The 24257-nt window shown below is 66.2% G+C and carries 19 protein-coding genes and 1 pseudogene; 10 read left to right on the plus strand and 10 right to left on the minus strand.

The annotated features are described in order from the left end of the window. Positions 1–265: 265 nt before the first annotated feature. Entirely contained in the window at positions 266–802 is a 537-nt protein-coding gene (locus RTQ46_RS15905; RefSeq protein ID WP_312438018.1) for a PRC-barrel domain-containing protein, read from the minus strand. A 180-nt stretch (positions 803–982) separates the two neighbouring features. Between RTQ46_RS15905 and RTQ46_RS15910 the strand changes: the two genes are divergently transcribed. After that, entirely contained in the window at positions 983–2131 is a 1149-nt protein-coding gene (locus tag RTQ46_RS15910) for a PHB depolymerase family esterase (RefSeq protein WP_312438019.1), read from the plus strand. A 4-nt stretch (positions 2132–2135) separates the two neighbouring features. Here RTQ46_RS15910 and RTQ46_RS15915 read toward each other — a convergent pair. Next, positions 2136–3400 (minus strand): annotated as a pseudogene (locus tag RTQ46_RS15915) (putative Na+/H+ antiporter). A gap of 240 nt (positions 3401–3640) precedes the next feature. Here RTQ46_RS15915 and imuA point away from each other — a divergent pair. The 3 genes from imuA to RTQ46_RS15930 all read left to right on the plus strand — a co-directional run bounded on the left by imuA (position 3641) and on the right by RTQ46_RS15930 (position 6827). Continuing rightward, a complete protein-coding gene (gene imuA, locus RTQ46_RS15920) occupies positions 3641–4351 on the plus strand; it encodes a translesion DNA synthesis-associated protein ImuA (protein ID WP_312438021.1) in 711 nt (236 codons plus the stop codon). Next, the gene (locus RTQ46_RS15925; protein ID WP_312438022.1) at positions 4281–5759 is read left to right on the plus strand and encodes a DNA polymerase Y family protein; all 1479 of its coding nucleotides are present in this window, start codon (positions 4281–4283) and stop codon (positions 5757–5759) included. The genes imuA and RTQ46_RS15925 overlap by 71 nt, the downstream gene beginning before the upstream one ends. Positions 5760–6053: 294 nt before the next feature. Continuing rightward, a complete protein-coding gene (locus RTQ46_RS15930) occupies positions 6054–6827 on the plus strand; it encodes an alpha/beta hydrolase (RefSeq protein WP_312438024.1) in 774 nt (257 codons plus the stop codon). A gap of 163 nt (positions 6828–6990) precedes the next feature. Here the strand turns inward: RTQ46_RS15930 and RTQ46_RS15935 are convergent, their stop codons facing one another. The 7 genes from RTQ46_RS15935 to RTQ46_RS15965 form a co-directional block, all read right to left on the minus strand. Further along, the gene (locus RTQ46_RS15935; RefSeq protein WP_065310711.1) at positions 6991–7341 is read right to left on the minus strand and encodes a hypothetical protein; all 351 of its coding nucleotides are present in this window, start codon (positions 7339–7341) and stop codon (positions 6991–6993) included. A 67-nt stretch (positions 7342–7408) separates the two neighbouring features. Beyond that, complete coding sequence (locus RTQ46_RS15940; RefSeq protein WP_312438026.1) at positions 7409–8041, minus strand: glutathione S-transferase N-terminal domain-containing protein; 633 nt, start codon at positions 8039–8041, stop codon at positions 7409–7411. Between the two features lie 196 nt (positions 8042–8237). After that, entirely contained in the window at positions 8238–10109 is a 1872-nt protein-coding gene (locus RTQ46_RS15945) for a peptidase M61 (RefSeq protein ID WP_312438027.1), read from the minus strand. A 27-nt stretch (positions 10110–10136) separates the two neighbouring features. After that, on the minus strand, positions 10137–13370 hold the full coding sequence (locus tag RTQ46_RS15950; protein WP_312438028.1) for a CHAT domain-containing tetratricopeptide repeat protein: 3234 nt from the start codon (positions 13368–13370) through the stop codon (positions 10137–10139). After that, positions 13367–15007, minus strand: a complete 1641-nt coding sequence (locus RTQ46_RS15955; protein WP_312438030.1) for a caspase family protein — start codon at positions 15005–15007, stop codon at positions 13367–13369. The genes RTQ46_RS15950 and RTQ46_RS15955 overlap by 4 nt, the downstream gene beginning before the upstream one ends. Further along, on the minus strand, positions 15004–15504 hold the full coding sequence (locus RTQ46_RS15960) for a hypothetical protein (RefSeq protein WP_312438031.1): 501 nt from the start codon (positions 15502–15504) through the stop codon (positions 15004–15006). Before RTQ46_RS15960 ends, RTQ46_RS15955 begins: the two co-directional genes overlap by 4 nt. After that, entirely contained in the window at positions 15501–16112 is a 612-nt protein-coding gene (locus RTQ46_RS15965) for a sigma-70 family RNA polymerase sigma factor (RefSeq protein WP_312438033.1), read from the minus strand. Before RTQ46_RS15965 ends, RTQ46_RS15960 begins: the two co-directional genes overlap by 4 nt. A gap of 194 nt (positions 16113–16306) precedes the next feature. Between RTQ46_RS15965 and RTQ46_RS15970 the strand changes: the two genes are divergently transcribed. From RTQ46_RS15970 to coaD, 6 genes are all read left to right on the plus strand, one after another. Next, positions 16307–16540 (plus strand): helix-turn-helix transcriptional regulator, encoded by a 234-nt coding sequence (locus tag RTQ46_RS15970; protein WP_312438035.1) that lies wholly within the window; start codon positions 16307–16309, stop codon positions 16538–16540. 160 nt (positions 16541–16700) lie between these two features. Next, positions 16701–17186 (plus strand): Hsp20 family protein, encoded by a 486-nt coding sequence (locus tag RTQ46_RS15975; RefSeq protein ID WP_312438037.1) that lies wholly within the window; start codon positions 16701–16703, stop codon positions 17184–17186. 239 nt (positions 17187–17425) lie between these two features. Continuing rightward, positions 17426–18937, plus strand: coding sequence for a Do family serine endopeptidase (locus RTQ46_RS15980; RefSeq protein ID WP_312438039.1), 1512 nt, complete (start codon positions 17426–17428; stop codon positions 18935–18937). A gap of 122 nt (positions 18938–19059) precedes the next feature. Continuing rightward, the gene (locus RTQ46_RS15985) at positions 19060–19719 is read left to right on the plus strand and encodes a response regulator transcription factor (RefSeq protein WP_183675758.1); all 660 of its coding nucleotides are present in this window, start codon (positions 19060–19062) and stop codon (positions 19717–19719) included. A 2-nt stretch (positions 19720–19721) separates the two neighbouring features. Next, complete coding sequence (locus tag RTQ46_RS15990) at positions 19722–21056, plus strand: ATP-binding protein (RefSeq protein WP_312438041.1); 1335 nt, start codon at positions 19722–19724, stop codon at positions 21054–21056. A 94-nt stretch (positions 21057–21150) separates the two neighbouring features. After that, positions 21151–22305, plus strand: coding sequence for a pantetheine-phosphate adenylyltransferase (coaD, locus tag RTQ46_RS15995; protein WP_312438042.1), 1155 nt, complete (start codon positions 21151–21153; stop codon positions 22303–22305). A 38-nt stretch (positions 22306–22343) separates the two neighbouring features. Here the strand turns inward: coaD and RTQ46_RS16000 are convergent, their stop codons facing one another. Next, positions 22344–24083: a methyl-accepting chemotaxis protein gene (locus RTQ46_RS16000; protein ID WP_312438043.1), complete on the minus strand. Its 1740-nt coding sequence runs from the start codon at positions 24081–24083 to the stop codon at positions 22344–22346. Positions 24084–24257 lie beyond the last annotated feature (174 nt).

The following is a 24257-nucleotide window of genomic DNA, read 5'->3' on the forward strand; positions in this document are numbered from 1 at the left end:
ACAATGTTGTCGGATTACGCGTGGCCTTCGGCCGCGCTAATCCGACCTACCCGACTGCGCGTGGCCCTGTTTGTTCAGGAGCTGCGGATGCCGATGCCGGTGTCGGCCAAGCGTTTGCAAAAGGTGTGGGAATCGATGCAACGGTAAGGATGCGTAGGTCGGATTAGCGCGCAGCGCGTAATCCGACGCTGCGATGCCCGCCTCATGTTGGCTATTGTTTGCTGGGCCAACAATGTTGTCGGATTACGCGTGGCCTTCGGCCGCGCTAATCCGACCTACCCGACCTACCCGACCCATCCGACGTACCTGGCCCGCCCGACATGCTGCCGCCGCTGTCGGACTGCATGCTCGCGCCACCCTGCATGGCGCTGGCTGCCGCCGAGGCCATGCGTCCCGCCGCGCTGCCGTAGCGTACGCCGTTGCCGTAGAACGCTTCCATCTGCTGGTTCCACGCGTCGCTGGCCATGTCGGGCCAGTTGTTCTTGTCGAAGCCAGGCGCGTCTTTCAGCTGGCTTTTTTCCACGTTCAGCAGGAAGCGCTTGTTGACGGTGTCGAGCGTCAGCCGTTCCCATGGCACGGCAAACAGTTTTTCGCCCATGCCCAGCAGGCCGCCAAAGGACAGCACGGCGTAGGCGATCTGGCCGGTGCGCATGTCGAGCATGATTTCCTTGATTTCACCGAGTTCCTCATCGCTGTGGTTGTAGACATCGTCGCCGATCAGGGTGTCGGCGCCCATCAGCGCCGGGCCGGGGCCGGTGTCGTTGCGGTAGATGCCCAGCATGTCGCGGTCCAGATAGCTCATGGTGTTGTCTCCAGTGAAAAGTGGGTGGAACTGCGCGGTGAGTAGCCAGATTAAGCATGGGGCCACGGTGCTGTTTGAGCTGTCTCAATTGTGTCGAGGGAACTTTTAAAAGCATGGCGGCGTGCAGTGTCGGGCGGCAAGTGCGGTACTCTATGGTCTCCAACAAGGAGGCTGTGCATCATGGTAAAACCCGCCACCACGTGGCTGCGCGGCCTGCTGCGTGCCGGCAAGGCGCAGCAGCGCACTGCCACCAAGCTGGCCAAGGTGCTGTTCGGCCCACCGGTCGTCAAGCCGGCCAGCAAGCCGCGGCGCAAACCCGCTGCCAGGACAGCGCCCGACGTGTCGGCCTCCCCCCTGTCACCGCCACGCGCACGAAAAAAAACGACACCGGCGCCGGGCAAGTGGCTGGCCTCGCACTATGCGCCGCTGGTCGAGCCGGGGCAGTTGCCGGGCCGGCGCCTGTCTTGGTATCTGTATCTGCCGGACAAACCACCGAATGCCGCCATGCAGCTACGGGGCCGGCCGCTGCTGGTGATGCTGCATGGTTGCGAGCAGAGCGCCACCCAGTTTGCCGACGGTACGCGCATGAACCGCCTGGCCGAGCGCAAGGGCTATGCGGTGCTGTATCCGCAGCAGTCGCTGCGCGCGCATGCGCGGCGCTGCTGGAAATGGTATGAAAAGCTGACCCAGGACGGCGGCGGCGATGTGGGCCTGATCGTTGGCGCCATCGCGCAGGTGGCGGCGCGCTATCCGATCGACCGCTCGCGCATCTATATCGCCGGCATTTCGGCCGGCGCCGGCATGGCCCATATCGTGGCGCTCAATCATCCGCAGCTGTTTGCCGCCGTGGGCCTGCATTCGGGACCTGTGTTCGGCGCCGGCCACAGCCTGATCGGCGCGCTGCACGTGATGCAGCATGGCGCCGCCAGCCGTGCCGAAATCGCCATCGATGAAGTGCTGGCGCGCCAGCCCATGTTTCCGCGCCTGCCCACCATATTGCTGCAGGGCCAGCAGGACAGCGTGGTGCGGCCGGTTAACCAGGCGCAGCTGGTGCGCCAGAGCATCCGCCTGAACCGCATGCCGGCCACCACGCGCGTCACGGCCGAGCGCTGGGCGCCCGGCACGGAGGGCAGCCGCAACCCGGCACATGGTTACGCGCTGCATGATTACGAGGTGGAAGGCGACTTGCTGCTGCGCGTGGCGCAGATCGAGCAGCTCGAGCACGCCTGGAGCGGCGGCGACGCCAGCCTGCCTTTCAATGCCAAGGCAGGGCCGGATGCGAGCAAAATGCTGCTGGACTTTTTTGCGCGCCACCAGCGGCGCCGCTGAAGCCCTATAACGCCAGGAAGGCCAGCGCCGCCACCGCGGTTGGCAGCACGGCACCGGCCAGCAGGCCCAGCGCGCCGATCGATTCATTGTTGAAGCCGCGCCGCAGCAGGGCCACGCCGGCCGGATTGGGCGCATTGGCGATCACGGTCAGGCCGCCGCCGGCCACCGCGCCCGCCACCAGCATGTATTTGGCTTCCTCGCTCATGCCGACGATCAGCGAACCGAGATAGGTGAGGGCGGCGTTGTCGGTAATTGCTGTCAGGCCCAGTGCGCCGAAGAACAGCGCCAAGGGTTTGAGGCTGGAGACGATCGGCTGCAGCCACCATTGCTGCATGCCGCCCAGCACCACCAGTCCCGCCAAAAAGAAGCCGACCAGCAGGCCTTCCTTCAGGATCAGCGGGCTTTGATGGCGTTCATAAGCCTGCACGAAGCCGAGGAAAAACAGGAACAGGCCCAGGAACAGCACCGGGTGATGCGCCAGCGCTACCACGCCGGCCAGCACGGCCAGGTGCACCAGGCTGACGGCCAGCGGCACTTTCGGCAGTTCGGCCTCGCCCGCTTTCGGCTTGATATCGGAAGTATTGCTGTGCAGGTATTTGCGCAGCAGCAGGCACACGCCGGTGGCGTTGACCAGCACGGCAATCGCCGCTTTCCAGCCGAACTGGCTGGCCATGAAGGCGCTGTCCCAGTTCCAGGTGGCGGCCACCATCAGCACGGGCGGCGCCGCGTACGAAGTCAGCATGCCGCCGATCGAAACATTCACGAACAGCACGCCCAGCGCGCCGTATTTCAGCCACTCGGGGATGCCGGAGCGAAAGATCTGCGGCGCCAGCATCAGCGCGGCCAGGGTCATGGCGGCCGGCTCCGTAATCAGCGAGCCCGTCAGCGGCACCAGCGCCAGGCCCAGCCAGGCCAGCGCCAGTTCGGTGCGCAGCGGCATGGCGCGCGCCACGTTTTTCAGCAGGCGCTGCACGGCGTCGAGCACGGGGCGCGAGGCGGCCACCACCATCACCACGAACACGAACAGCGGCTCCGTATAGTGGCGCGATTCGGCATAGGTGATCGCCGCGTCGCCGCCGGACACGAAGGCCATGGCGATGATCAGGATAAACGCCCAGAAGCCGAACACGACTTCACTTCGCCAAGCAGATGGAACACGCCCGCATGGCGCGGATGGCGGTGGGCCAGCACCTCGAAGGACTTGGCGGCAAAGGTGTGCAGCAGGGCGAGGCCGAAGATGACGGCACTGATCAATTGTATGGTGGTCAAATGGGATGTCCTTAAGGAATGAAGAAACTGTCCGGTCAATGCTGAGCTCATGCCGGGTAGTAAGGAGAGTGCTTATGGTACAGCAATCGTGATGAAAAACAGTGTTTTTCGGTACAGGGGAATCGCCGGGAACGCGGCTGGCGGCGGCTGTCCCGGCAGATAAGCCTTGCCAAAACCATTTTCAAATAGTACTGTGTATTTATACAGTGTTTCCGTGGATAGCTTTATGAAATATTTCTTATGCAACATTCTGAACTGATGGCTGCGCCGGAAGCCTTGCACCCATCGCTGTGGCGCGCATCGCAGCTGGGGCAGGGCGCCACGCGCTGCGTCGACACGGGTTTTACCGCCTTGTCGGAGCAGCTGCCCGGCGGCGGCTGGCCGATGGGCAGCCTGATCGACCTGCTGGTGCAGCAGGCGGGCAGTGGCGAGCTGCGCCTGCTGGCGCCGGCGCTGGCGCAATTGAAGGGCCTGCCGATCGTGCTGCTGCAGCCGCCCCATCCGCCGCAGGCGCTGGCGCTGGCCGCGCAAGGCCTGCATCCGTCGCAACTGCTGTGGCTGCGCAGCGCCAGCAGCAAGGATGCCTTGTGGGCGGCGGAAAATATCTTGCGCAGCGGCAGTTGCGGCGCGCTGCTGTTCTGGCAAAGCCAGGTGCGCGCCGACAGCCTGCGCCGGCTGCACCTGGCGGCGCAAGGCGGCAACACCCTGTTCTGCATGCTGCGCCCGCTGCATGGCGCGCAGGATGCGTCGCCGGCGCCGCTGCGCCTGTCCGTGCGGCCGGCCGCCGGCGGCATCGAGATCGGCTTTATCAAACGCCGGGGACCGCAGCGCGATGCGCCGCTGTTCCTGCCCTTGCAACCTCCTTCTTTACTGCAGCGCCATGCGTCTCTGGATCGGCCTTTGCCTGCCCCGGCTCCCGCTCGAAGTGTTTTGCCCGCACTGGTCGGCTGACACCGTCACCGTCGTGCTTGAGCAGGAACAAGTCATTGCCCTGTCGCCGCTGGCGCGCGAGGCCGGCGTCAAGCCGGGCATGCGGCGCGCCGGCGCATTGATGCTGGCGCCACAGGCGCGCGTGCACCAGCGCTCGCCCGAACTGGAAGCGCAGGCGCAGCAGGAGGTGGCGCTGGCGCTGCTGCAATATTCGCCGCAGGTGGCGCAAGCCGAGGAAGCGACCCTGCTGGTCGATGCCGGCGCCAGCCTGCGCCTGTTCGGCGGCGTGCGCGCGCTGTGCCGGCGCATCGAAGCGAGCCTGCGCGCGCTGGGCTATACGGCCGTGCTGTCATGTGCGCCGACGGCGCGCGGCGCCTGGCTGCTGGCGCAGGGCAATGCCGGGCGCGCCCTCAGCATGGCCAGCCTGGTGCGCCGCCTGGACCGGCTGCCGTGCGTTCTGCTGCCGCCGGCGCGCCCCTTTATCGACTGGTTCGATGGCATCGGCTGCCTGAGCCTGGGGCAACTGCGCCGCTTGCCGCGCCCCGGCCTGCAGCGCCGCTGCGGCCGGCCCCTGCTCGACATGCTCGACGACGCGCACGGCCACAGCGCCGAACTGTTTGTCTGGATCGAAGCACCACCCAGTTTTTGTGCCGCGCTGGAATTGTTCGACCGCGTGGAAAATGCCGAGGCGCTGCTGTTCGGCGCGCGCCGCCTGCTGCAGCAGCTGACGGGCTGGCTGTGCGCGCGGCAGCTGGCCGTCGAGCGCATCGCCTTGCTGCTGATCCATGAGCGGGGCAGGGTGGCGAAAGCGCCGACCACGGTCGAGCTGGCGCTGGGCGAGGCCGTCTGGCGCGACGAGCACCTGGTGCGCCTGCTGCGCGAACGGCTGGCGCAGCTGACGCTGGACGCGCCGGTGATCGGCTTGCGCCTCGACGCGCTGCAGGTGCAGCCGATGGCGCCGCCGAGCGACAGCCTGTTTCCCGAGCCGGGCGGCACGCCGCAGGAACGCCAGCGCCTGATGGAATTGCTGGTGGCGCGCCTCGGTACCGACAATGTCTTGCAGGCCATGCCGCAAGCCGATTATCGCCCCGAGGCGGCCAACCGCTGGCTGCCGGTGCCGGTCAAAACGCCGGCCAGAACACCGGTGCCGGACTTGCCGCCGGGCCTGCCCGGCATGCCGCGCCCGGGCTGGCTGCTGGCCCGGCCGATCGCCCTCCTGATGCGCGAGCACCGCCCCTTCTATGGTTCGCCATTGAAGATGGTGTCGGCCGCCGAGCGCATCGAGGCAGGCTGGTGGGGCCAGTCGCAGGCGCGCGATTATTTCATTGCCGAGGGTCTCGACCACGCGCATTACTGGGTCTACCGCGAACGCATCGCCGGCAGCGCGGACGAGGCGCCGAGGTGGTATTTGCATGGCTTGTTCAGTTAAGTTGCATATCACTAAGAGCAAGGTGTAGTAAAAGCTTGAAAAGGGCGGGCGGAGACGCGGCCCTGAGAAAATGCCGATGGCGGCGTTGCAGCTCCTAGCCGTACATGCGTACTGTCGTCGTTGCTGCGCCTTGCCCTCGACATTTTTCAGGCCCGCTTGGCCCCGGGAAGCCTGTGCAGGCGACTGGGGTTTCAATACGTTTGCTGGCGTGCTTGTGGTTAAAAACATGCTTGCCCCAGCAGCGTTACAATGCTCCATCGCCCGGCATGTCCGGCAGCTTTTGATCAACACTTTATGAAATCCACCCGGCAAGACTTTCCCGGCGCCCATGGCCATCTGCTGGCGGCACGGCTCGATGCTCCCGATGGCGCCATCCGCGCCTACGCGCTGTTTGCGCACTGCTTTACCTGTGGCAAGGATGTGCTGGCTGCGCGGCGCATCGCGCAAGGACTGACAGAACATGGCATCGCCGTGCTGCGCTTTGACTTCACCGGGCTGGGCGCCAGCGAAGGCGAATTTGCGGCCACCAATTTTTCTTCGAACGTCGATGATCTGGTGGCCGCCGCCGATTTTCTGCGTGCACGCCATGCTGCGCCGCAATTGCTGATCGGCCACAGCTTGGGTGGCGCGGCCGTGCTCGCTGCCGCCGCACAGGTACCGGAAGCGACCGCCATCGTTACCCTGGCGGCGCCCAGCACGCCCGCCTATGTCACGCGCATGTTCAGCGCGCACCTGGACCAGATCGCCGCTGAGGGCGAGGCGCTGGTGCAGCTGGAAGGGCGGCCGTTTCGCATCCGCCAGCAGTTCGTCGACGATGCGGGCAGCCACAGCCTGAAGCAATGCATTGCCGGCCTGCGCCGCGCGCTGCTGGTCATGCATGCGCCGCACGACACCACGGTCAGCCTGTCGAATGCGATGGAGATTTTCACGGCCGCGAAACATCCGAAAAGCTTTGTCTCGCTCGACGACGCCGACCATCTGCTCACCGGGCGCGACGATGCGGCGTATGTGGCCAATCTGATCGCGGCCTGGAGCGCGCGCTATCTGGCCGTCGCTGCCGCAGCATGAAAAACGCCGCACCGGCATAGAGCAGGTGCGGCGCTGAATGAATAAACACCTGAGAAAACCGTAGCGAGCGGCAGTGATTTGCGGCCGGGAAGCGCAGCCGTACTTGAGCACGGTGAGCATCGCAGGCCGCAAAGCGCGACGCGCAGCAGGTTTGGTCAGGTGTTTACTCGTCGTCGAATTCGGCGGAGAGATCTTTCCAGCCTTTGCTGGCGGCAAAAGCGGAAAACTCTTCCGGTGCTTCGAGCACGATCAGTTTCTTGTCTTGCAGGCCCAGGTCGCCATGGCCGAAGTCGGGGCCGACGTAGCCGAGGCTGCGCAGGCGCGCCAGGATATGGCCGACCAGGGTCTTGTCCTTGTAGGCGCCCGCTTCGAGCGGGGCGGAAAAATCGACATACACGTCGATGATGCCGTAGCCTTCGTCGAAGATGCGGATGGCCTTGATGTCGTGGGCACGGCCGGAGCCGTCGGTGGCCTTGAAAGGGCCGCTGAGCTGGATGTCGGTGTCATTGTTCATGCTGCCAGCATACACCAAAATCGCGCCAGCACCAGGGGCCGCACGGCAAAAATCGCCAGCGTGGCGGTCAGACTTTCGGCAAGGCCATGCCGCGCTGCACGGCCGGGCGTTCGCCGACCAAGGTCAGCCAGCGCTGCAGCGCGGGACTCGCTTCGAGCTGGGCGCCCAGTGCACCCTTGAGGCGCTCTTCGGCCGCGCGCACCCACGGGTAGGCGGCGATATCGGCGATCGTGTACGCGTCGCCGGCCAGGTACGGTGCGGCGGTCAGCTGCTTTTCCATCACGGTCAGCAATCTTCCACCTTCCTCGCGGAAACGTTTGAGCGCCTGTTCGGATTTGTCCTCGGCGCGCTCGAAAAAGCCCAGCTGGCCCAGCATCGGGCCGAGACCGCCGATCTGCCAGCTCAGCCATTCGAGCGCCTTGTAGCGCGCGGGGCCGGCAGGAGCCAGGAACTGCTGGTGCTTTTCCGCCAGGTAAATCAGGATGGCGGCGCTTTCAAACAGGGCCAGCGAGCCGCCTTCGGCATCTTCATCGACAATCGCGGGAATCTTGTTGTTGGGCGAGATGGCCAGAAATTCCGGCTTGAACTGCTCGTTCTGCTGGAGATTGACCGCTTCGATGCGATACGGAATGTTCAGTTCTTCAAGCAGGATAATCGGCTTGCGGCCGTTGGGCGTGGTCCAGGTGTAGAGCGTGATCATGATTTCTCCTTGGTGAATGGCTGGCTGTGCATGTCGGGTGACGCCCTGCGGGCTAACCCGGCCTGCGTGAGCTGCGTGGTGTCACAAGGCGCGCAGGTCGGATTAGCGCTACGCGCAATCCGACGCCACCCGCAGCCCAAACAAAATTTATTCCACCATCTTAAAACGGGGCCGCGTGCACCAGCGCGCGATAGCCTTATTTCAACGGCTGCAGGATGGTGCTCAGGCGATCCGGCGTGCCGGCAATGCGTTCCAGTTGCGGATATTTCAGGCCGTCGTGGTAGTCGAGCGCCACCGTGCGGTATTGCTTGCCCTTTTTCACCAGCAGGCTGATCGGCTCCGCGCTGTCCTTGGCCGCCTTGATGGCCGCTTTCAGCAGCTTGGGCGCATAAGCCATGCCATTGACGGCCAGCAAGGTGGTGTTGCCCGACAGGCCGGCCCTGAAGGCGGGGCCGTCCCACAGCAGCCGGCCCAGCTTGCCGTCCTTGTCGATCACCACGCCCAGCGAATAGGTCAGATCGGTGCTCTTGCTGCGTTCTTCGTCGGCTTTCAAAAAGGCGGTGGGCGTGTCGCGATACACCAGTTTCCAGCCGGCTTTGGCCAGGCCGCCCAGCGGCGCGCCGGGGCCGTGGCCGTCGACGCGGCTGCGCAAGAAGGTGGCCCAGTCATATGCTTGCACTTTATTCAGCGCCGCCACCACATCCTCGAAGGTGTAGGGCAGGGCGGTGGTACGGCCATCCTGCACGCCAAAAAAGGCGCGCGCGAAATCGTCGAGCGAGCGGCGCTCGCCGGACAGCTCGCGGATCAGCGTGTCGGCTTCGAGCCAGATCAGCGAGCCTTCCATGTAATAGTCTTCATCGCGCTGCCAGCTGCTCCAGCCCTGCGGGCGGCGGGCGTTGATGACAGGGTCGTTGGTGGTGTCCTGCATGGCGCGCCAGCTGCGTCCCGGCGCCACGTCGTAGCGCGCGGCGGTGGCGGCGAACAGGTCGCGCATGTGCAGCGGATCGACCAGGCCGGAACGCGCGGCCAGTACATTGCCCCAGTACTGGGTCTGGCCTTCGTAGACCCACAGCAGGCTGTTTTCCAGCGGCGTGTTGAAGTCCTGCGTGTCCTGACCGGCCGGGCGGCGGAACTTGCCGTTCCACGAATGCGTCAGTTCATGCGGCAGCAGCACGCGGCCCGGTGCATTCTTGTCCCACTCGCTGAAGTAGCCGGGCTTGACGCCGTTCTCGCTCGACTGCTGGTGCTCGCGGCCGATGCCGCCGAATTCATCGCTCTGCGCCAGCAGGAAATCGTAATGCTGGTAGTGGCGCGAGCCAAAGAGCTTGTAGGCCTGCTGCATCAGCGCGCGGTGCGGCGCGATCTGCTCCGGCGTCGCTTCCAGGCTGTCGGCACTGTCGGCCACCAGGTTCAGGTGCACCGGTTTGACGGCACCGGGATCGAGGTCGATGCGCCTGAAATGGCGGCCGGCGAACAGGGGCGAATCGACCAGGGTTTCCAGGTCCAGCGGCTTGAATGTCACCTGCTGGCCGGCCGCCGTTGCCGCCTGGCTCTGCACTTCGAGCGCGCTGCCGAACTGCCAGCCGGCCGGCAGCAGCAGGTTGGGCTGCACGGCGATCTCGCGCGTGGCGCGCCCGGCCGGGTACAGGGCCATGGCCTGCCACTGCACCCCCAGCATTTCGCTGGTCATGGTAATGCGGCCCTGGTTCGGCTCCACCGGCGAGAGGAACTGGTACTGCGCTTGCACGGCCGATGCGCCGGCCGGCACGGTGACGTGAAACGCAAACATGTTGACCGGGTCGCGCGTCCATTCCAGGGGCTGGCCATTGGCCGACAGGCGCAGGCCGGCCAGCTGGTTCAGCGGGCCGCTGGGGCCGTGGTTGCCCGGTATCCATTGCGGGTACAGCAGGGTCAGCTTGCCGGGCGTGGCGGGAATGGTGGACTGGATGCGGAAAATCTGCTGCGCCACATTGCTGGCGTCGACATGCAGCACGATCGGTTCCACCGCTTGCGCGTGGCAGGCAACGGTCAAGAGCAGGGTCAATAGCGGACGGGGAGAAAAAGGCATGGATAAGTCAATCAACAATAAAAATGGTCAGGAGCCGAGCAGGATAAAACCTGCCCAGTAGAAGGGGTGGCTGCGGGTATCGCTGCGAGGGTGGTCGAGCGTGCCGCCAGCCACCGGCGTGGCCTGCTCCAGCGGCGTCAAACCGCGCCGGGTGCCGGCAGAACCATTGCGGCCGGCACGGATCTGCCGCAGCTGCGCCTGGCGCAAGGCCTGCGGCTTGCTCCTGCCCTGCGCCAGCGCGCCGTAGAAGTCGCGCATCAGCGTGGCGGTCGACTGGTCCGACACGCGCCACAGGCTGGCCAGCACATTGCGCGCGCCGCGCTGGCGCGCCAGCCAGGCCAGGCCGGCCAGCTCGCGGCCCGTGTCGTCAGTGCCGGCCGGCACGGCCGTCTCGCAGGCCGACAGCGTCAGCAAATCCAGGCCGGCAAAGCGGTAGCGCTCTTCGCCCAGTTCGGCCAGGCTCAGTTTGCGGCCGTCGCCGAGCAGCAGATACGAGTCGTTGCCGGCGCCCGAGCGCAGCACGAAATGGCTGGCGATATGCACGCCGCTGCTGGCCGGCAGCGCCTGGCGCAGCGCTTCGGACGTGAAGTCGCCATCGAGATAAAGATGGCTGGGAATGCGCGCCGCGCGTTCGATGGCGCCGACCGCCTGCAATTCCTGCTGCACGAAGGGCAGGGCCGGCAGCTCGCCGCTGGCTTGCGTCTGGCCAAACAGGGCCATCGACGGTGCCCGCGTGTTCGCCTGTTCCGGCGTGCCGGTGCTGGCGTACAGCGAGACCGGCAACCGCTCGACCAGCCAGCGGCGCCCGTCATGCAGCATGGCGAACGGCAGGTAGCGCAGCACGCCGTCGAGCGACAGCGACAGCGAGGTGGCGCCGGCCAGCTCACGGCGCGCCGGTGCGATCAGCAGTGCATACAGCGCCTGTGCATCGAGCATGGCGTCGCTGCCCGGATCCTGCGCGCTGCGGCGCAGCCGGGCAATGTGCCGGGCCAGCGTGCGCTCGTCGATGGCCACGTCGTGAATGCGGCTGCCCGCCTTGCCGGCACGGCGGGCAACGATGCGCAGGCGCTGGCCGGTCACCAGATAGGTGAGGTGCAAGGTGCCGCGCTTCAAAGGCGCCGCTTGCACGCTGGCGGCGGGCGCGTCGCGCAGGATGGCGGCCGCAGGCGTGGATGGCAGCGCCAGCAGCGCCGCGGTGGCGCCGTCAAGCAGTGCGTCCATCGATGCCCGGGCGGCAGCCAGTTGCGCATCGGCCTGCGGCACATTGCGCGCCTGCTGCTCGCGCGCCACCGCCAGTGCCCGGGCGCCTTCGCGCAAGGCGGCGCCGCGCGTGGCGAACTGGCGCTGCCAGGCGTCTTCCACGCCGCTGTAATCGAGGCGCGTGGTGCGGGGATCGATGCCTGCACTGCTCCGTACCAGGCTGTGGAACTCGTCTTCGCGGATCATGGCCAGCACGGTTTCCGCTTCGTGGATGCGGCGCTGGTCGAGCAGGCGGTCGGCCAGCTGGCCGTAGGCGGCGCGCTTTTGCCGCACGAAGCCCTGGCGCAGCGGCGCCGGCAAATCGGACGTGCCGGCGCGCGCCGCCTGCAGCGCATTGACGGCCTGCTTGCCGAGGAAGATGGCGGCGGCGTCCGGTTCCAGCGCGCCCAGTTGCGCGGCGGCGCGCGCTTCGAGCAGCGTGTTGTCATGGGCCAGCGCGATGGCCAGCGCGCGCGCCGCCTGTGCACGCGCCGTGGCAAGCTCGCCGGCGCGTGCGTGCAGTGCGGCCGCATCGAGCAGCGCATGCGCATGGGCCGGATGGGAGGCGCCGCGCGCGCCGGCCAGCTGCTGCGCCATGTTCGAGGCGTCCTGCGCCAGCGCGGGCAGGCCGGCAGAATCAATGACGTCGGCGCGCGCCAGCAGATGCGCCTGGCGCACCGTGTCGAGCAGCGCGCCGGAGGCGGGCGGTGTCAGGCTCAGGCGTGCTTCCAGCGCCGCCAGCCCGGCTGCGGCTTCGTGCTGCAAGCCCAGTGCGCTCTGTGCCTGCGCCGCCAGCAGCAGCGCCTCGGCCTCGTCGCCGGGCAGCGCCTGCATGCTGGAGGTGGCCAGGCGCGCCGCCGCCTGCGCCGCCGCCAGGGCGCCGGGATACTGCCCCAGCGCGAACAGCGCATTGCCCTGCGCGAGCTGATGCGCGGCGCAGGCGGGCGCCGTCTCGCCATACACGCTGCCGCAGTGGCGCAGCGCTTCGCTGGCCGCCACTTCGGCGCGGCCCAGCTGATTGTCGGCCAGCGCCGCCTGCGCCACATCCTGCCAGGCGTTGACGGTATAAGCGTGGCGGTCGCCAAACAGCGCGCGGCGGATGCGCAGGCCGTCTTCGGCTTCCTGCAGCGCCTTGCCGCTTTCGCCGAGGCGCAGATGGATGCCCGCCAGGCGGCTCAGGGCCACGCTGGCCTGCATCGATTCAGGGCCGGACTTGCGCACGGCGCTGGCCAGCGCGCGCTGCGCGAACGACAGGGCTTGCCGGTCGTTGCCGCTCAGGGTATGCCAGTTGGCCATGTCGTTGACGCTGGTCTGCGTCTCGGTGGCGTCTTCGCCGAATGCCGCCAGGCGGATGCGGTAGCAGCGCTCCAGATAGTCGTATGCTTCCTGCATGCGGCCCATGCGCAGCAGCAGCACGCCGACGTCGCGCATGCCCCAGGCGTGATCGGTGCTGCCGGTGCCCGAGGTGCGCTCCCAGGTCTCCATCGCCTGCTGCGCATACGGCAGGCCGCGCGCATACTCCCTGGTCTGCAGCGCCACGCCGGACAGGTTCGACAGGCTGGTGCCATACGACACGGTGTCCTTGCCGATCAGGCGCGCCTTGGCCGCCAGGGCGACGTCGCCCCACTGCCAGGCCAGCTCGAAGCGGCTCCATTGGCGGTACAGGTACATCAGTTCGGCCGGGTAATACATGCTTTCCCGCCGCGGATCGCCATCGCGCTCATTGAGCTGCTGGCGGATGGCCCAGCCTTCGAGCAGCGCCTGTTCGCTGTCCGCATGGCGGTGCAGCATCTGCAGGCTCTGTCCCAGGCCCAGCAGGCCGGTGGCAAGGCCCGCCTGGTCGCCCGCCGCGCGGCAGGCGGCGACGGCCCGTTCGAACAGCGGCAGGGACACGGCCGGCTGTTCGGCCTCGCTGGCGTCGTTGGCCTGCGCCAGCCACGGCGCGACGGTGGCCTGGCAGCTGTCCGCCGCCATCGCGGTCACGGGCGCGGCCAGCAGCAGCACGAACAGCCAGCGCTTCATGGCACGGACTTCCACGACACGCGCGCGAGCTGGGCCTGTCCGGCGACATCAAACGGCACCGCGACCGATGCGCCACGCGTCGCGGTCGGCACGGTGTCGAGGATGGCGAAACGGCGCGGCGGCGCGCCATGGCCGGCCGGCGCGGCCACCAGCGCCAGCCACTCGACGCCATAGCGCGGGCCGCTGACGACAAAGCTGCGCTCGAAGCGGCTGATGCCATTGCCGATGGCGGGCGGCATGCGGTTGCTGTCGCCGGCCAGCGCCGGATAGATGGGCGTGGCGGCGCCATCCTGCGGCAGGTGCGCAATACCGAGGTCGACCGAGCCGGCGCCGCGGTTTTCCACGCTGATGCGCAGGCGCGTGCCGGCCGGCAGGATGCCAAGGTCGCCATCGGCCAGCGGCAGCTCGCGCGGCGCCTTGCCCGGCAGGGTCAGTTCGATGCGCGCATCGAGCAGCGCCGGGCCTGCCGCCGGCGGCAGCGCCAGCACGTCGTTGATGCCTGCCTTGCCCGACGCCTGCCTGGCTGGCGTGCGATGGCCCCAGCTGGTATCGGGCAGGGTTTGCCCGCCATCGGCTTCCAGCACCAGCGGCGTGCTGTTCCAGCCGGCCTGGCCGGCGCGCCAGCGTGCGCCGCCAGCGTCGAAGCGGTCGCCGCTGCGCACGCCGTCGAGCAGGCCATACGGCAGCCGCCAGCCATCGGCATCGCGCTGCACCGGCCACAGGGAAGCAGGGGCGCCGTCGCCTGCGCGCCATAGCGACGCGTCGAGCAGGCCGGCATACACGGGCGACGGCCAGGCCGAGCGCGGCAGCTGGTAGGACTGCAGCGCCGCGCGGTACTGCGCGCTGGCGCTGCCGGCCCAGACGGCATAGGTGGCCGGCTGCGTTTGCAGGGCGGCGATCACGGCGCGCGTAAACAGTCCGGCCGCCTGGCCCGGCGCTGGCACGCTGCGCGACTCGGGCGTGCGCTGCTGCGCTTCGGCGGCAAAAAAGCCGACAAAGCGGGGCCGCGCACGCGCCGCTTCCGTCCCCGTGTCGCTGGCGGCGCGCTGGCGCCAGCCAAGGTCGGCCGCAGCCAGTCCGCGCCAGACCAGGTCGTCGCCGGCGCGCGTGCCGGCCGCCGCATGGCAAGTGTCGAACACGGCCACCACCTGCACCTGGCGCGCGGACAGCGCATCGATGGCGCGCCCCAGTTCGGCGCTGGCGATGCCGCCTGCGAGCCGGCCGCCTGCATCGATGCGGCTGTCGCGCGTCAGCAGCCGCGTGCGCTGGCCCGGCGCGGTGGCGTCGCCCGGATAGCCGGGCGCCAGCACGCTGTGGCCGGACCAGTACAGCAGCAGCACGTCGTCTTTGCCCAGGGTTTTTTCCAGCTGCGCCAGTTGCGCCAGGATGGCTGCGCGCGTCGGTTCAGTGCCGCCCGCGCCGCCATCGGCCAGGCGGGTGATATGGCCGGGCGCAAAGCCTTGCTGGCGCAGCGCGCCCTGCATGGCGGCCACGTCGAGCCTGGGGCCGGCCAGCCAGGCGGTGCGTGGCAGTGCCGGCAGGTCGCCCACGCCGATCAGCAGCGCATGGCGTTCGCCGGCCAGCGCCGTGCCCGTAACCAGGCTGCACACGATCAGCCAGCACAGCCTGCGCTTCATGGATGGGACGGCGTGGTTGCGGCTTCCACCGTGATGCCGCCCGTCTGCAGGCTGCGCAGCGCCGCCTGCGGGTCAAGCGCGTCGAGCAGATAGCTGCCGTCGGCCAGCGGGCCGGCCACGATGGTGGCGCCGGCCTGCGCCAGTGCGGCATTCATTTGCGCGACGGTGGCGCCGGGCGCAAAGCGGGCCCGCAGCGAGGCGGCAGCTGGCGCTTCCATGCCGGGCAGGCTGCGCCACTGCAGCTGGTCGGCAGGGTCGCGCGGCTGCCACAGCAGCCATCCTTGCACCAGGCACAGGCTGGCCAGCGCCGTGATCGTCAAGGGCGCCAGCGAGGGCAGGGATGGCCATCTGATGCGGCGCCACCAGGCCGGGCGCCGCAGGCGCCGGTGCAGTTGTGCCAGGCCCGCATCGGGCGACATGGCGGCCGCTTCCGCATCGAGCGCGGCGCGCAGCATTTCGCGCAATTGCTGGTCCTTCTGGTCGATGGGTTCGGTCATGCCTGCCCTTCCTGTACCAGCCAGCGCTCCAGGCACTGGCGCAAATTGAGGCGGCCATGGAACAGGCGCGTCTTGACGGTGCCGGCCGGCGCCTGCTGGATCTGCGCGATATCGGCCACCGACAGGTCGTCGATGGCCCACAGGGTCAGGCTTTCGCGCTGCAGCGGATTGCGCAGCCGCCGCAGGCAGTCAAGGATGCCGTGGCGCCGCTGCGCGCCTTCGTGCCGCGCCTGCGGCCCCGGATCGTGATCGGATTCGTCGAGCTGCGCCTGCTCATGGCCATCGCGGTCGATCGAGTCTTCGCGCGCCTGGCGCTTGCCGTGGCGGCGGATCTGGTCGATGGCCTTGTTGCGCGCCAGCGTCAGCAGCCAGGTGCCAAAGGCGACCCGGCCGTCGTAGCGCATCGGCGCGCGCCATACATCGTGGAAGACGTCCACCGTCACTTCGTCGGCAATCGCATGCGCATCGAGTCCACAGCCGGCCAGTTGCAGCCGCGCAAACACGCGCACGCGCGGCGACCAGGCGCGGTACAGCGCATCGAGCGCGCGCTGGTCGCCCGACGCCATGGCGGCGAGCAGTTCGGCGGGATTGACGGGCAATGCGCTCATGGAGTGGTCAGGGTGGTCAGGGCAGGCAGGCCGTTGGCGATTATATAGCACCGAAGAAACATTGCCTGAATGCCTGCCGGTGGATGCGGGCCAAAAAAAATGTGCAAAAAGATTGAACCGGATCGCACCGCCCGACGAACAAGACAGTGAAGGACCGCGTGCGCGGTCCCGCCAATGACAAGGATCTATCGACCATGAGACAGCACGGCACGAGCTTGCAAGCTGGCGGCAGCGGCGCCATGCAGCGCCTGACACCTGCGGAACGGGCGGTGGCCGCCATGGCCATGCAGGGCACGCCCTACAAACTGATCGCCCGTTCGCTCGACAAATCGCCGGCCACGGTGCGCAATCAGCTGCACATGATTTACCAGAAGCTGGGCGTGAGCAACCGCACCGCACTGATCTTTGCCTTGCATGCGGACGCCTGATTCCTGAAACAATTTTGTTACATTTTTTTTGCCGACTGGGGCAAAAATCGTGTTTTTCAAGGCCTTGAAGGCCTCTTGATCGTCCTTAGATTGGATAGCAAGCGGATGCTCATCGTGAGGTCCGCTCCTCTTATCGCTTAACTTGAAAAGGATATTTATCATGCGTACATTTGACCTTGCTCCCCTGTATCGTTCCGCCATCGGCTTTGACCGCCTGGCCCAGTTGCTCAACGATCAGCGCGCCGATGCGCAGCCGAGCTACCCACCGTACAACATCGAACTGGTGTCGGAAGACAAGTACCGCATCGTGATGGCGCTGGCTGGCTTCAACCGTGCCGAAATCGACATCATCACCGAACGCGACTCGCTGCACGTCACCGGCCGCAAGCAGAAAGATGGCGTCGAGCGCACCTTCCTGCACCGCGGCATCGCAGCGCGCGATTTCGAACAGCGCTTCCAGCTGGCCAACCATGTGAAGGTCACGGGCGCCACGTTTGAAAACGGCATGCTGACGATCGAGCTGGTGCGTGAAGTGCCGGAAGCGCTGAAACCGCGCAAGATCGAAATCGGCGCCGGCAGCGGCGACGTGGTCGGCACCGTGGTTGATGGCAACGTCAGCGCACTGGAACAGCGCCAGGCAGCCTGATCCTTCAGTCCAGCCTTCAGCCGAACTGAAAGGGCAGAAGGATTCTCCCTCCTTCTGATGCAGTAAAATACTGGCCGGTCGATCCGGCCAGTGTCACGTCCGGACTCCCCGGAAACACACAATTAGACGATGCTTAAATGGGGTAACGCTTGTTTCTTAATGGAAAAATGTTAAGCAGCGCCTAAGTCTGGTGGCCCACTATTGCATACATCAAAGTCTCATTGAATGAGGAGCAATCCATGGAACATCAAGCAGTCAGCCCATCACTGAAAATCAAACGCACCGTAGCCGCGCTGGCCGCGATCGGTGTGCTCGGCGCCGGTGGCGCCATGATGGTGCATCAGAATAATGCCGGCGCCAATGGCGCACCGGCCGCCGCCCCGGTGGCCGCCGCCGCAGCGCCTGCCGCTGCCGGCGCGCCGCTGGTGGCCTTGCCCGACTTCAGCCAGATCGCCGCGCGCAACAGCCCGGCCGTCGTCAATATCAGCGTGACCGGCAGCACCAAGGTGGCGCTCGATACGTCCGGCCAGGCCGGCGCCGACGATTTCGGCAATGATCCTTTCCTCGAATTTTTCCGCCGCTTCCAGGGTCCGCAAGGCGGCCAGCGCGGCGGCCGCGATGTGCCAACCCACGGTCTCGGTTCCGGCTTTATCGTCAGTCCCGACGGCATCATCATGACCAACGCCCACGTGGTGCGCGATGCGCGCGAAGTGACCGTCAAGCTGAACGACCGCCGCGAGTTCCGCGCCAAGGTGCTCGGCTCCGATCCGAAGACCGATATCGCGGTGCTGAAAATCGACGCCAACAACCTGCCGGTGGTGCCGCTCGGCCACTCGAACGACCTGAAAGTGGGCGAGTGGGTGCTGGCCATCGGCTCGCCGTACGGTTTCGACAGCACGGTGACGGCCGGCGTGGTCAGCGCCAAGGGCCGCTCCTTGCCGGACGACAGCAACGTGCCCTTCATCCAGACCGATGTGGCGGTCAACCCCGGCAACTCGGGCGGTCCGCTGTTCAATACGCGCGGTGAAGTGGTCGGCATCAATTCGCAGATCTACAGCCAGACGGGCGGCTTCCAGGGCCTGTCGTTCGCAATTCCGATCGACCTGGCCGGCCGCATCAAGGACCAGATCGTCGCCACCGGCAAGGCCAGCCACGCCAAGCTGGGCGTGACGGTGCAGGAAGTCAACCAGGGCTTTGCCGACTCGTTCAAGCTGGCCACGCCGGAAGGCGCGCTGGTGGCGAACGTGGAACGTGGCAGCCCGGCCGACAAGGCGGGGTTGAAGTCGGGCGACGTGATCCGCAAGATGAATGGCGAGCGCATTATCGCCTCGGGCGACTTGCCGGCCATGGTCGGCATCGCGCTGCCGGGTGACAAGATCAATATGGACGTCTGGCGCGAAGGCAAGATCGTCACCGTCACGGCCACCCTGGGCAATGCCGCCGACAAGGTGGCCGAAGCGGCGCCGAATAATGGCGCGGCCGGCAAGGTGAAACTGGGCCTGGCGCTGCGTCCGTTACAATCGGATGAAAAACGCGAAGCGGGCATCAGCGCGGGCCTGCTGGTGGAAGACGCGGGCGGCGCGGCGGCCAACGCCGGAGTGCAGCCGGGCGACGTGTTATTGTCGGTCAACGGCCACCCCGTCAATAGCGTCGAGCAGGTGCGCGACGTGGTCGACAAGTCGGCCAAGTCGGTCGCCCTGCTGATACAGCGCGGACCGGACAAGATTTTTATTCCTGTGCGTTTGGGCTAAGCATCTGGCCAAACCCAATTGCAAATACCGGGGTCGGACCCTCAGGGACTTGGCGTCCCCGTCCGACCCCAGCCTTTCATCTTTTGGGGTGAAAGCAAGCATAACGAAACAGAGAGACAAGCATGCGCTTACTGCTGGTAGAAGACGACACCATGATCGGCGAGGTAGTGCTCGACCTGCTGCGCGCCGAGCATTACGCGGTGGACTGGGTCAAGGATGGCGACATGGCCGATACGGCCCTGCAGACGCAGACCTACGACCTGGTGCTGCTGGACCTGGGCCTGCCGCGCAAGGATGGCCTGGAAGTGCTGCGCTCGATGCGCCTGCGCAAGCTCGACACCCCCGTGCTGGTGGCCACCGCGCGCGACGCCATCGAGCAGCGCATCGCGGGCCTGGACGCCGGCGCCGACGATTATGTGTTGAAGCCGTACGACCTCGACGAACTGCTGGCGCGCATCCGCGCCTTGCTGCGGCGCGCCTCGGGCCGTCCGGAACCGGTGTTCGAACACCAGGGCGTGTCGATCAATCCGCTGACGCGCGAGGTAATCGCCGATGGCCATCCGGTCAACCTGTCGGCGCGCGAATGGGCGGTACTGGAAGCCTTGATCGCGCGGCCCGGCATCGTGCTGTCGCGCGCCCAGCTGGAAGAAAAGCTGTACAGCTGGAAGGATGAGGTCAACAGCAATGCGGTCGAAGTGTATATCCACGGCCTGCGCAAGAAGCTGGGCAGCGAATTGATCCAGAACGTGCGGGGTCTGGGCTACATGGTGCCCAAGGCATGAGAATGAAGGTGACGGTAACGCACTCGCTGCGCGGCCGCCTGCTGTGGTTCCTGCTGGCCGCCATCATCATGGCCGCGCTGGCGCAGGCGTCGATTGCCTACCGCAGCGCGCTGTACGACGCCGACCAGATCTTCGACTACCACATGCAGCAGATGGCGCTGTCGCTGCGCTCGGGCGCGCCGCTGGCCAACCACGCGCAGGCGCTGCCGGCCGATCCGGCCAACAACGACATGGTGGTGCAGGTGTGGACGCCGGACGGGGTGCAGGTGTTCCGTTCGATCACGCGCGCCGAGCTGCCGCAGCGCGCCGTGCTGGGCTTTTCCAACGTCAAGGCCAACGGCACCACCTACCGCATCTTCTCCGTGCAGACCAGTTCCCAGACCGTGCAGATCGCGCAGGACATGGCGGTGCGCAAACGCATGGCCGGCAGCCTGGCGCTGCGCACGGTCGGCCCGATCGCGCTGATGGCGCCGATCCTGATGCTGGTGGTGTGGTGGGTGGTCAGCGGTTCGCTGGCGCCCGTCTCGCGCGTGCGCAAGCAGGTGGCGGCGCGCCAGGCCGACGATCTCTCGCCCGTATCGGAATCGGGCCTGCCCGACGAAGTGCGCCCCCTTGTGCATGAACTCAATCTGCTGTTCGGGCGCGTGAAGACCGCGTTCGACGCGCAGCAGCATTTCGTGGCCGACGCGGCACATGAATTGCGCACGCCGCTGGCAGCACTCAAATTGCAGGTGCTGAGCCTGGAGCGGGCCGAGTCGGAAGAAAAACGCAGCTTGGCGATTTCCCGCGTCAGCGCCGGCATCGAGCGGGCCACGCGGCTGGTCGAGCAGCTGCTGGTGCTGGCGCGCCAGGAGGCCAGTGCCGCCAGCGGCGACCAGCTGCAGCTGGTGGACCTGACCGATGTCGTCAAGCGCGCGCTGGGCGACATGGCCGGCGTGGCACAGGCGCGCAAGATCGACCTGGGCCTGCATCATATGGACGAAGCGAAGGCGGCAGGGCAGGCCGACGCGCTGAATATTTTGCTGCGCAACCTGGTCGACAACGCCATCAAGTACACCCCATCGGGCGGCACGGTCGATATCGACCTGCGTTCGACGCCGGTCGGCGTGACCCTGTCGGTGGAAGACAGCGGCCCCGGCATTCCCGAGGAAGAACGCGAACGCGTGTTCAGCCGCTTCTACCGCGTGCCCGGCACCGACGCCAACGGCAGCGGCCTGGGCCTGGCCATTATCAAGGCGATTGCCGAGCGCCATGGCGCGCGCCTGGTGCTGGACCAGTCCGAGCGCCTGGGCGGCCTGTGCGTGCGGGTGGAGTTTCCGCTGCCGCTGAAAAAGTAGCGAATTGATACCGATCTTTGGCATGCTGCATTGACGTGCGCGGCGCAGGCCTATATTGTCTGCCCAATAAGTACATCAATGAACGGAGCGCAGCATGCAGAAGATCGGTTTTTCAGGCACCCTCGACCCCATTACCAACGGCCATATGTGGGTGATCGGCGAAGCCCGTTCGCTGGCCGACGAGGTGATCGTGTTCCTGTCGCAAAACCCCGCCAAGAAGCCGCAGTTTCCCGCCGAAGACCGCAAGCGCATCATCGAGCAGAGTGCGCGCGAGTGCGGCTGGGACAATGTGCAGGTGGTGATCGTCAAGGGCGACTACACGGCGCGCGCGGCGAAAAAGCATGGCTGCGACTACCTGATCCGCGGCATCCGCACCACCGCCGATTTCGACTACGAAAACCTGATCCAGCAAACCAATGTCGATGTGCTGCAGGGCGCGAAAACCATTTTCGTGATGCCGCCGCGCGACCTCGGCTCCGTCAGTTCCAGCTTCGTGAAAGCGCTGGAAGGCCCGGTCGGCTGGAACTGGACCATGAAAAAATTCGTCCCCGGCCCCGCCTATCACGCCTGGATACTCGATTGCCTGCGCAAGGAGTGGGAAGCGCTGTGGAAGTATGCGGCCGCATCAGGCGAGCAGATCGCGCTGTTCGACCGCTGGTTCGAGCACCTGACCGGACCCGACGCGTATGGCGGCGCGGACCGCCACTATCACAACCTCGACCACCTGGTGCACGGCCTGTCGGAAATCCGCGTCTGGGCCGACAACACCTGCGCGTCGCCACACGACAGCGCGCTGGTGAAAAAGGCATTCTGGTTCCACGACGCCGTCTACAGCCACGACGAAGACGCGCTGTACTCGAGCGAAGAGGCCAGCGCCCAGCTGTGGCTGGGCAGCGGCCTCGATGCCGGCGACAACCAGGACGTGGCGCAGCTGATCCGCGCCACCGACCACTTCCAGGGCCCGGCGATCGCACATGCACTGAAGGAAGTCATGCTGGGCGCCGACCTGGCCATCCTGGGCCAGGACGAGGAAGTCTACCAGGCCTATACCCAGGCGATAGGGCGCGAATACGCGCATGTCGAACCGGCCCACTTCAATACGCAGCGAGGCCTGGCCCTGCAGCATTTGAGCGCCAAAGCGCAGGCCGGGCAATTGTTTGGCGATGCATATTTTGCCAACCAGTATAACGAGCGGGCGATCGAGAACATGCAGCGCGAAATTGCGGTATTGGCGGCTGCCGGGGGCTGAATGGGCATGCGGTTGCAGGCAATGAGGATGCGCAGAGCTTAAAACTCTTCCCAGTCACCCGCGCCAGCCGCTGCCTTGCGTGTTTTTGCCTGCGACAAGGGCATGACATTCGACACGGGCGCACGCTTTGCGGGCAATGCGCGTGCGGGCACCTTGGCCACAGCGCCCACCTTGGCGGCATTGCTCAGCGTGGGCCGCGCGGCGGGGCGGGCGCCGTCTGCCGGGATCTGGAAGACGCTCACGGTGCTGACGAGATTGTCGGCTTGAACGCGCAGCGATTCAGCTGCTGCGGCCGCTTCCTCGACCAGCGAGGCGTTTTGCTGAGTGACATTGTCCATTGCACTGACGGCATGATTGATTTGTTCGATTCCCGTCGACTGCTCCTGGCTGGCGCTGACGATCTCGGCGATCACATCGGTCACCCGCGTCACGCTGCTGACCACCTCGGACATGGTGGCGCCCGCTTCATTGGCGAATCTGGTGCCCAGGTCCACCCGTTCCACCGAATTGTCGATCAATACCTTGATTTCCTTGGCGGCGGTGGCGCTGCGCTGCGCAAGGCTGCGTACCTCGGACGCGACCACGGCAAATCCGCGCCCCTGCTCACCGGCCCTGGCCGCTTCCACCGCGGCATTGAGCGCGAGAATATTGGTTTGAAAAGCGATGCCATCGATCACGCTGATGATGTCGACGATCTGGCGCGACGCTTCGCTGATCGACTCCATCGTGCCGACCACCTGGGAAACCACCGCGCCTCCCTTGGTCGCCACGTCCGATGCGGTGATGGCCAGGACATTGGCCTGGCGGGCATTCTCGGCGTTTTGTTTGACTGTCGACGTCAATTCCTCCATCGAGGAAGCGGTTTCTTCCAGCGCACTGGCTTGTTGCTCAGTCCTGTTCGACAAGTCGTTATTGCCAATCGAAATTTCCGCTGCGGCGGTGGACACCAGTTCCGAATCCTGGCGAACCGAGGACACTACCTGCACCAGCGACAATTGCATGCGCTGTACCGCAGCCAATACGCTGCTGCTGTCGCCTGGCCTGACATGCAGTTCGCCGGTCAGGTCGCCACTGGCCACCCTGGTCACGGCATCGCATAAAGCGACGGGTTCCTCTCCCAATGCCTTCAGGAGGCGCGTCGAGATCAGGAGGCCGGCCGCAATCGCCAGCGCGGTCGCGAGCACGCTGAGGAGAATCAGCTGGTTTCTGGCTGCCGTGAACTTGTCTTCCGCTTGCTCGATCAGTTGCAGCGAGTGCCGGGTCGTAAATTGCGCATAGTCATTGGAGGCGGCAACCAGGGCCGCCAGCAAGGGGCGGCACTCCTGGTTGATCCTGACGGTCGCTTCCTCTTTCCTGCCTTGAAGGGCCAGGTCCACAATCGCCAGCGCCACGGGTGAATATTGTTTCTCGATGCTGTCGATCTTGGCGATCATGCGGCGCGCATCGTCCGACACGGAGGCATCGCGGGCCAGCTCTTTCAGCGTGCGCAGATTGGACACCACGTCTTCCTGGGCCTGGAAGACAATCTTCTTCTCCGCATCACGGTCGGCCGGGGTAGTCACCAGAACCAGATTCCTTGCTGCCACGGCGCGCATTCCGACCGCTTCGCGCACGATATGGGCCGCTTCGGACCGTGCGCGCACGCCATGCACATAATCTTCAAAAGTTGCTGACTGATGCGACATGCTGATGATGGCAATGACAGCGATCCCTGCCAGCAGCAATGTGATGGCACCGAAGGCAGCAGCAAGCTGGGTGCGTACGGATAAGTTTTTCATGACATTCCTTTGGAATGATTAGCTACCTATGGTCCATATACGTCGTTGGTTCAGGACGTCACGGACACACGAAATGGAAGTCGATGGGCGTCATGGGGCTATCGATCGGGTCAGGCACTGCAATGTCGAAGGCGGGGGGCCGCTGATGGCGCAGGCTGAGCCGGCCACCGGGGC

This window comes from Janthinobacterium sp., from assembly GCF_031995485.1.
Classification (GTDB): domain Bacteria; phylum Pseudomonadota; class Gammaproteobacteria; order Burkholderiales; family Burkholderiaceae_D; genus Janthinobacterium.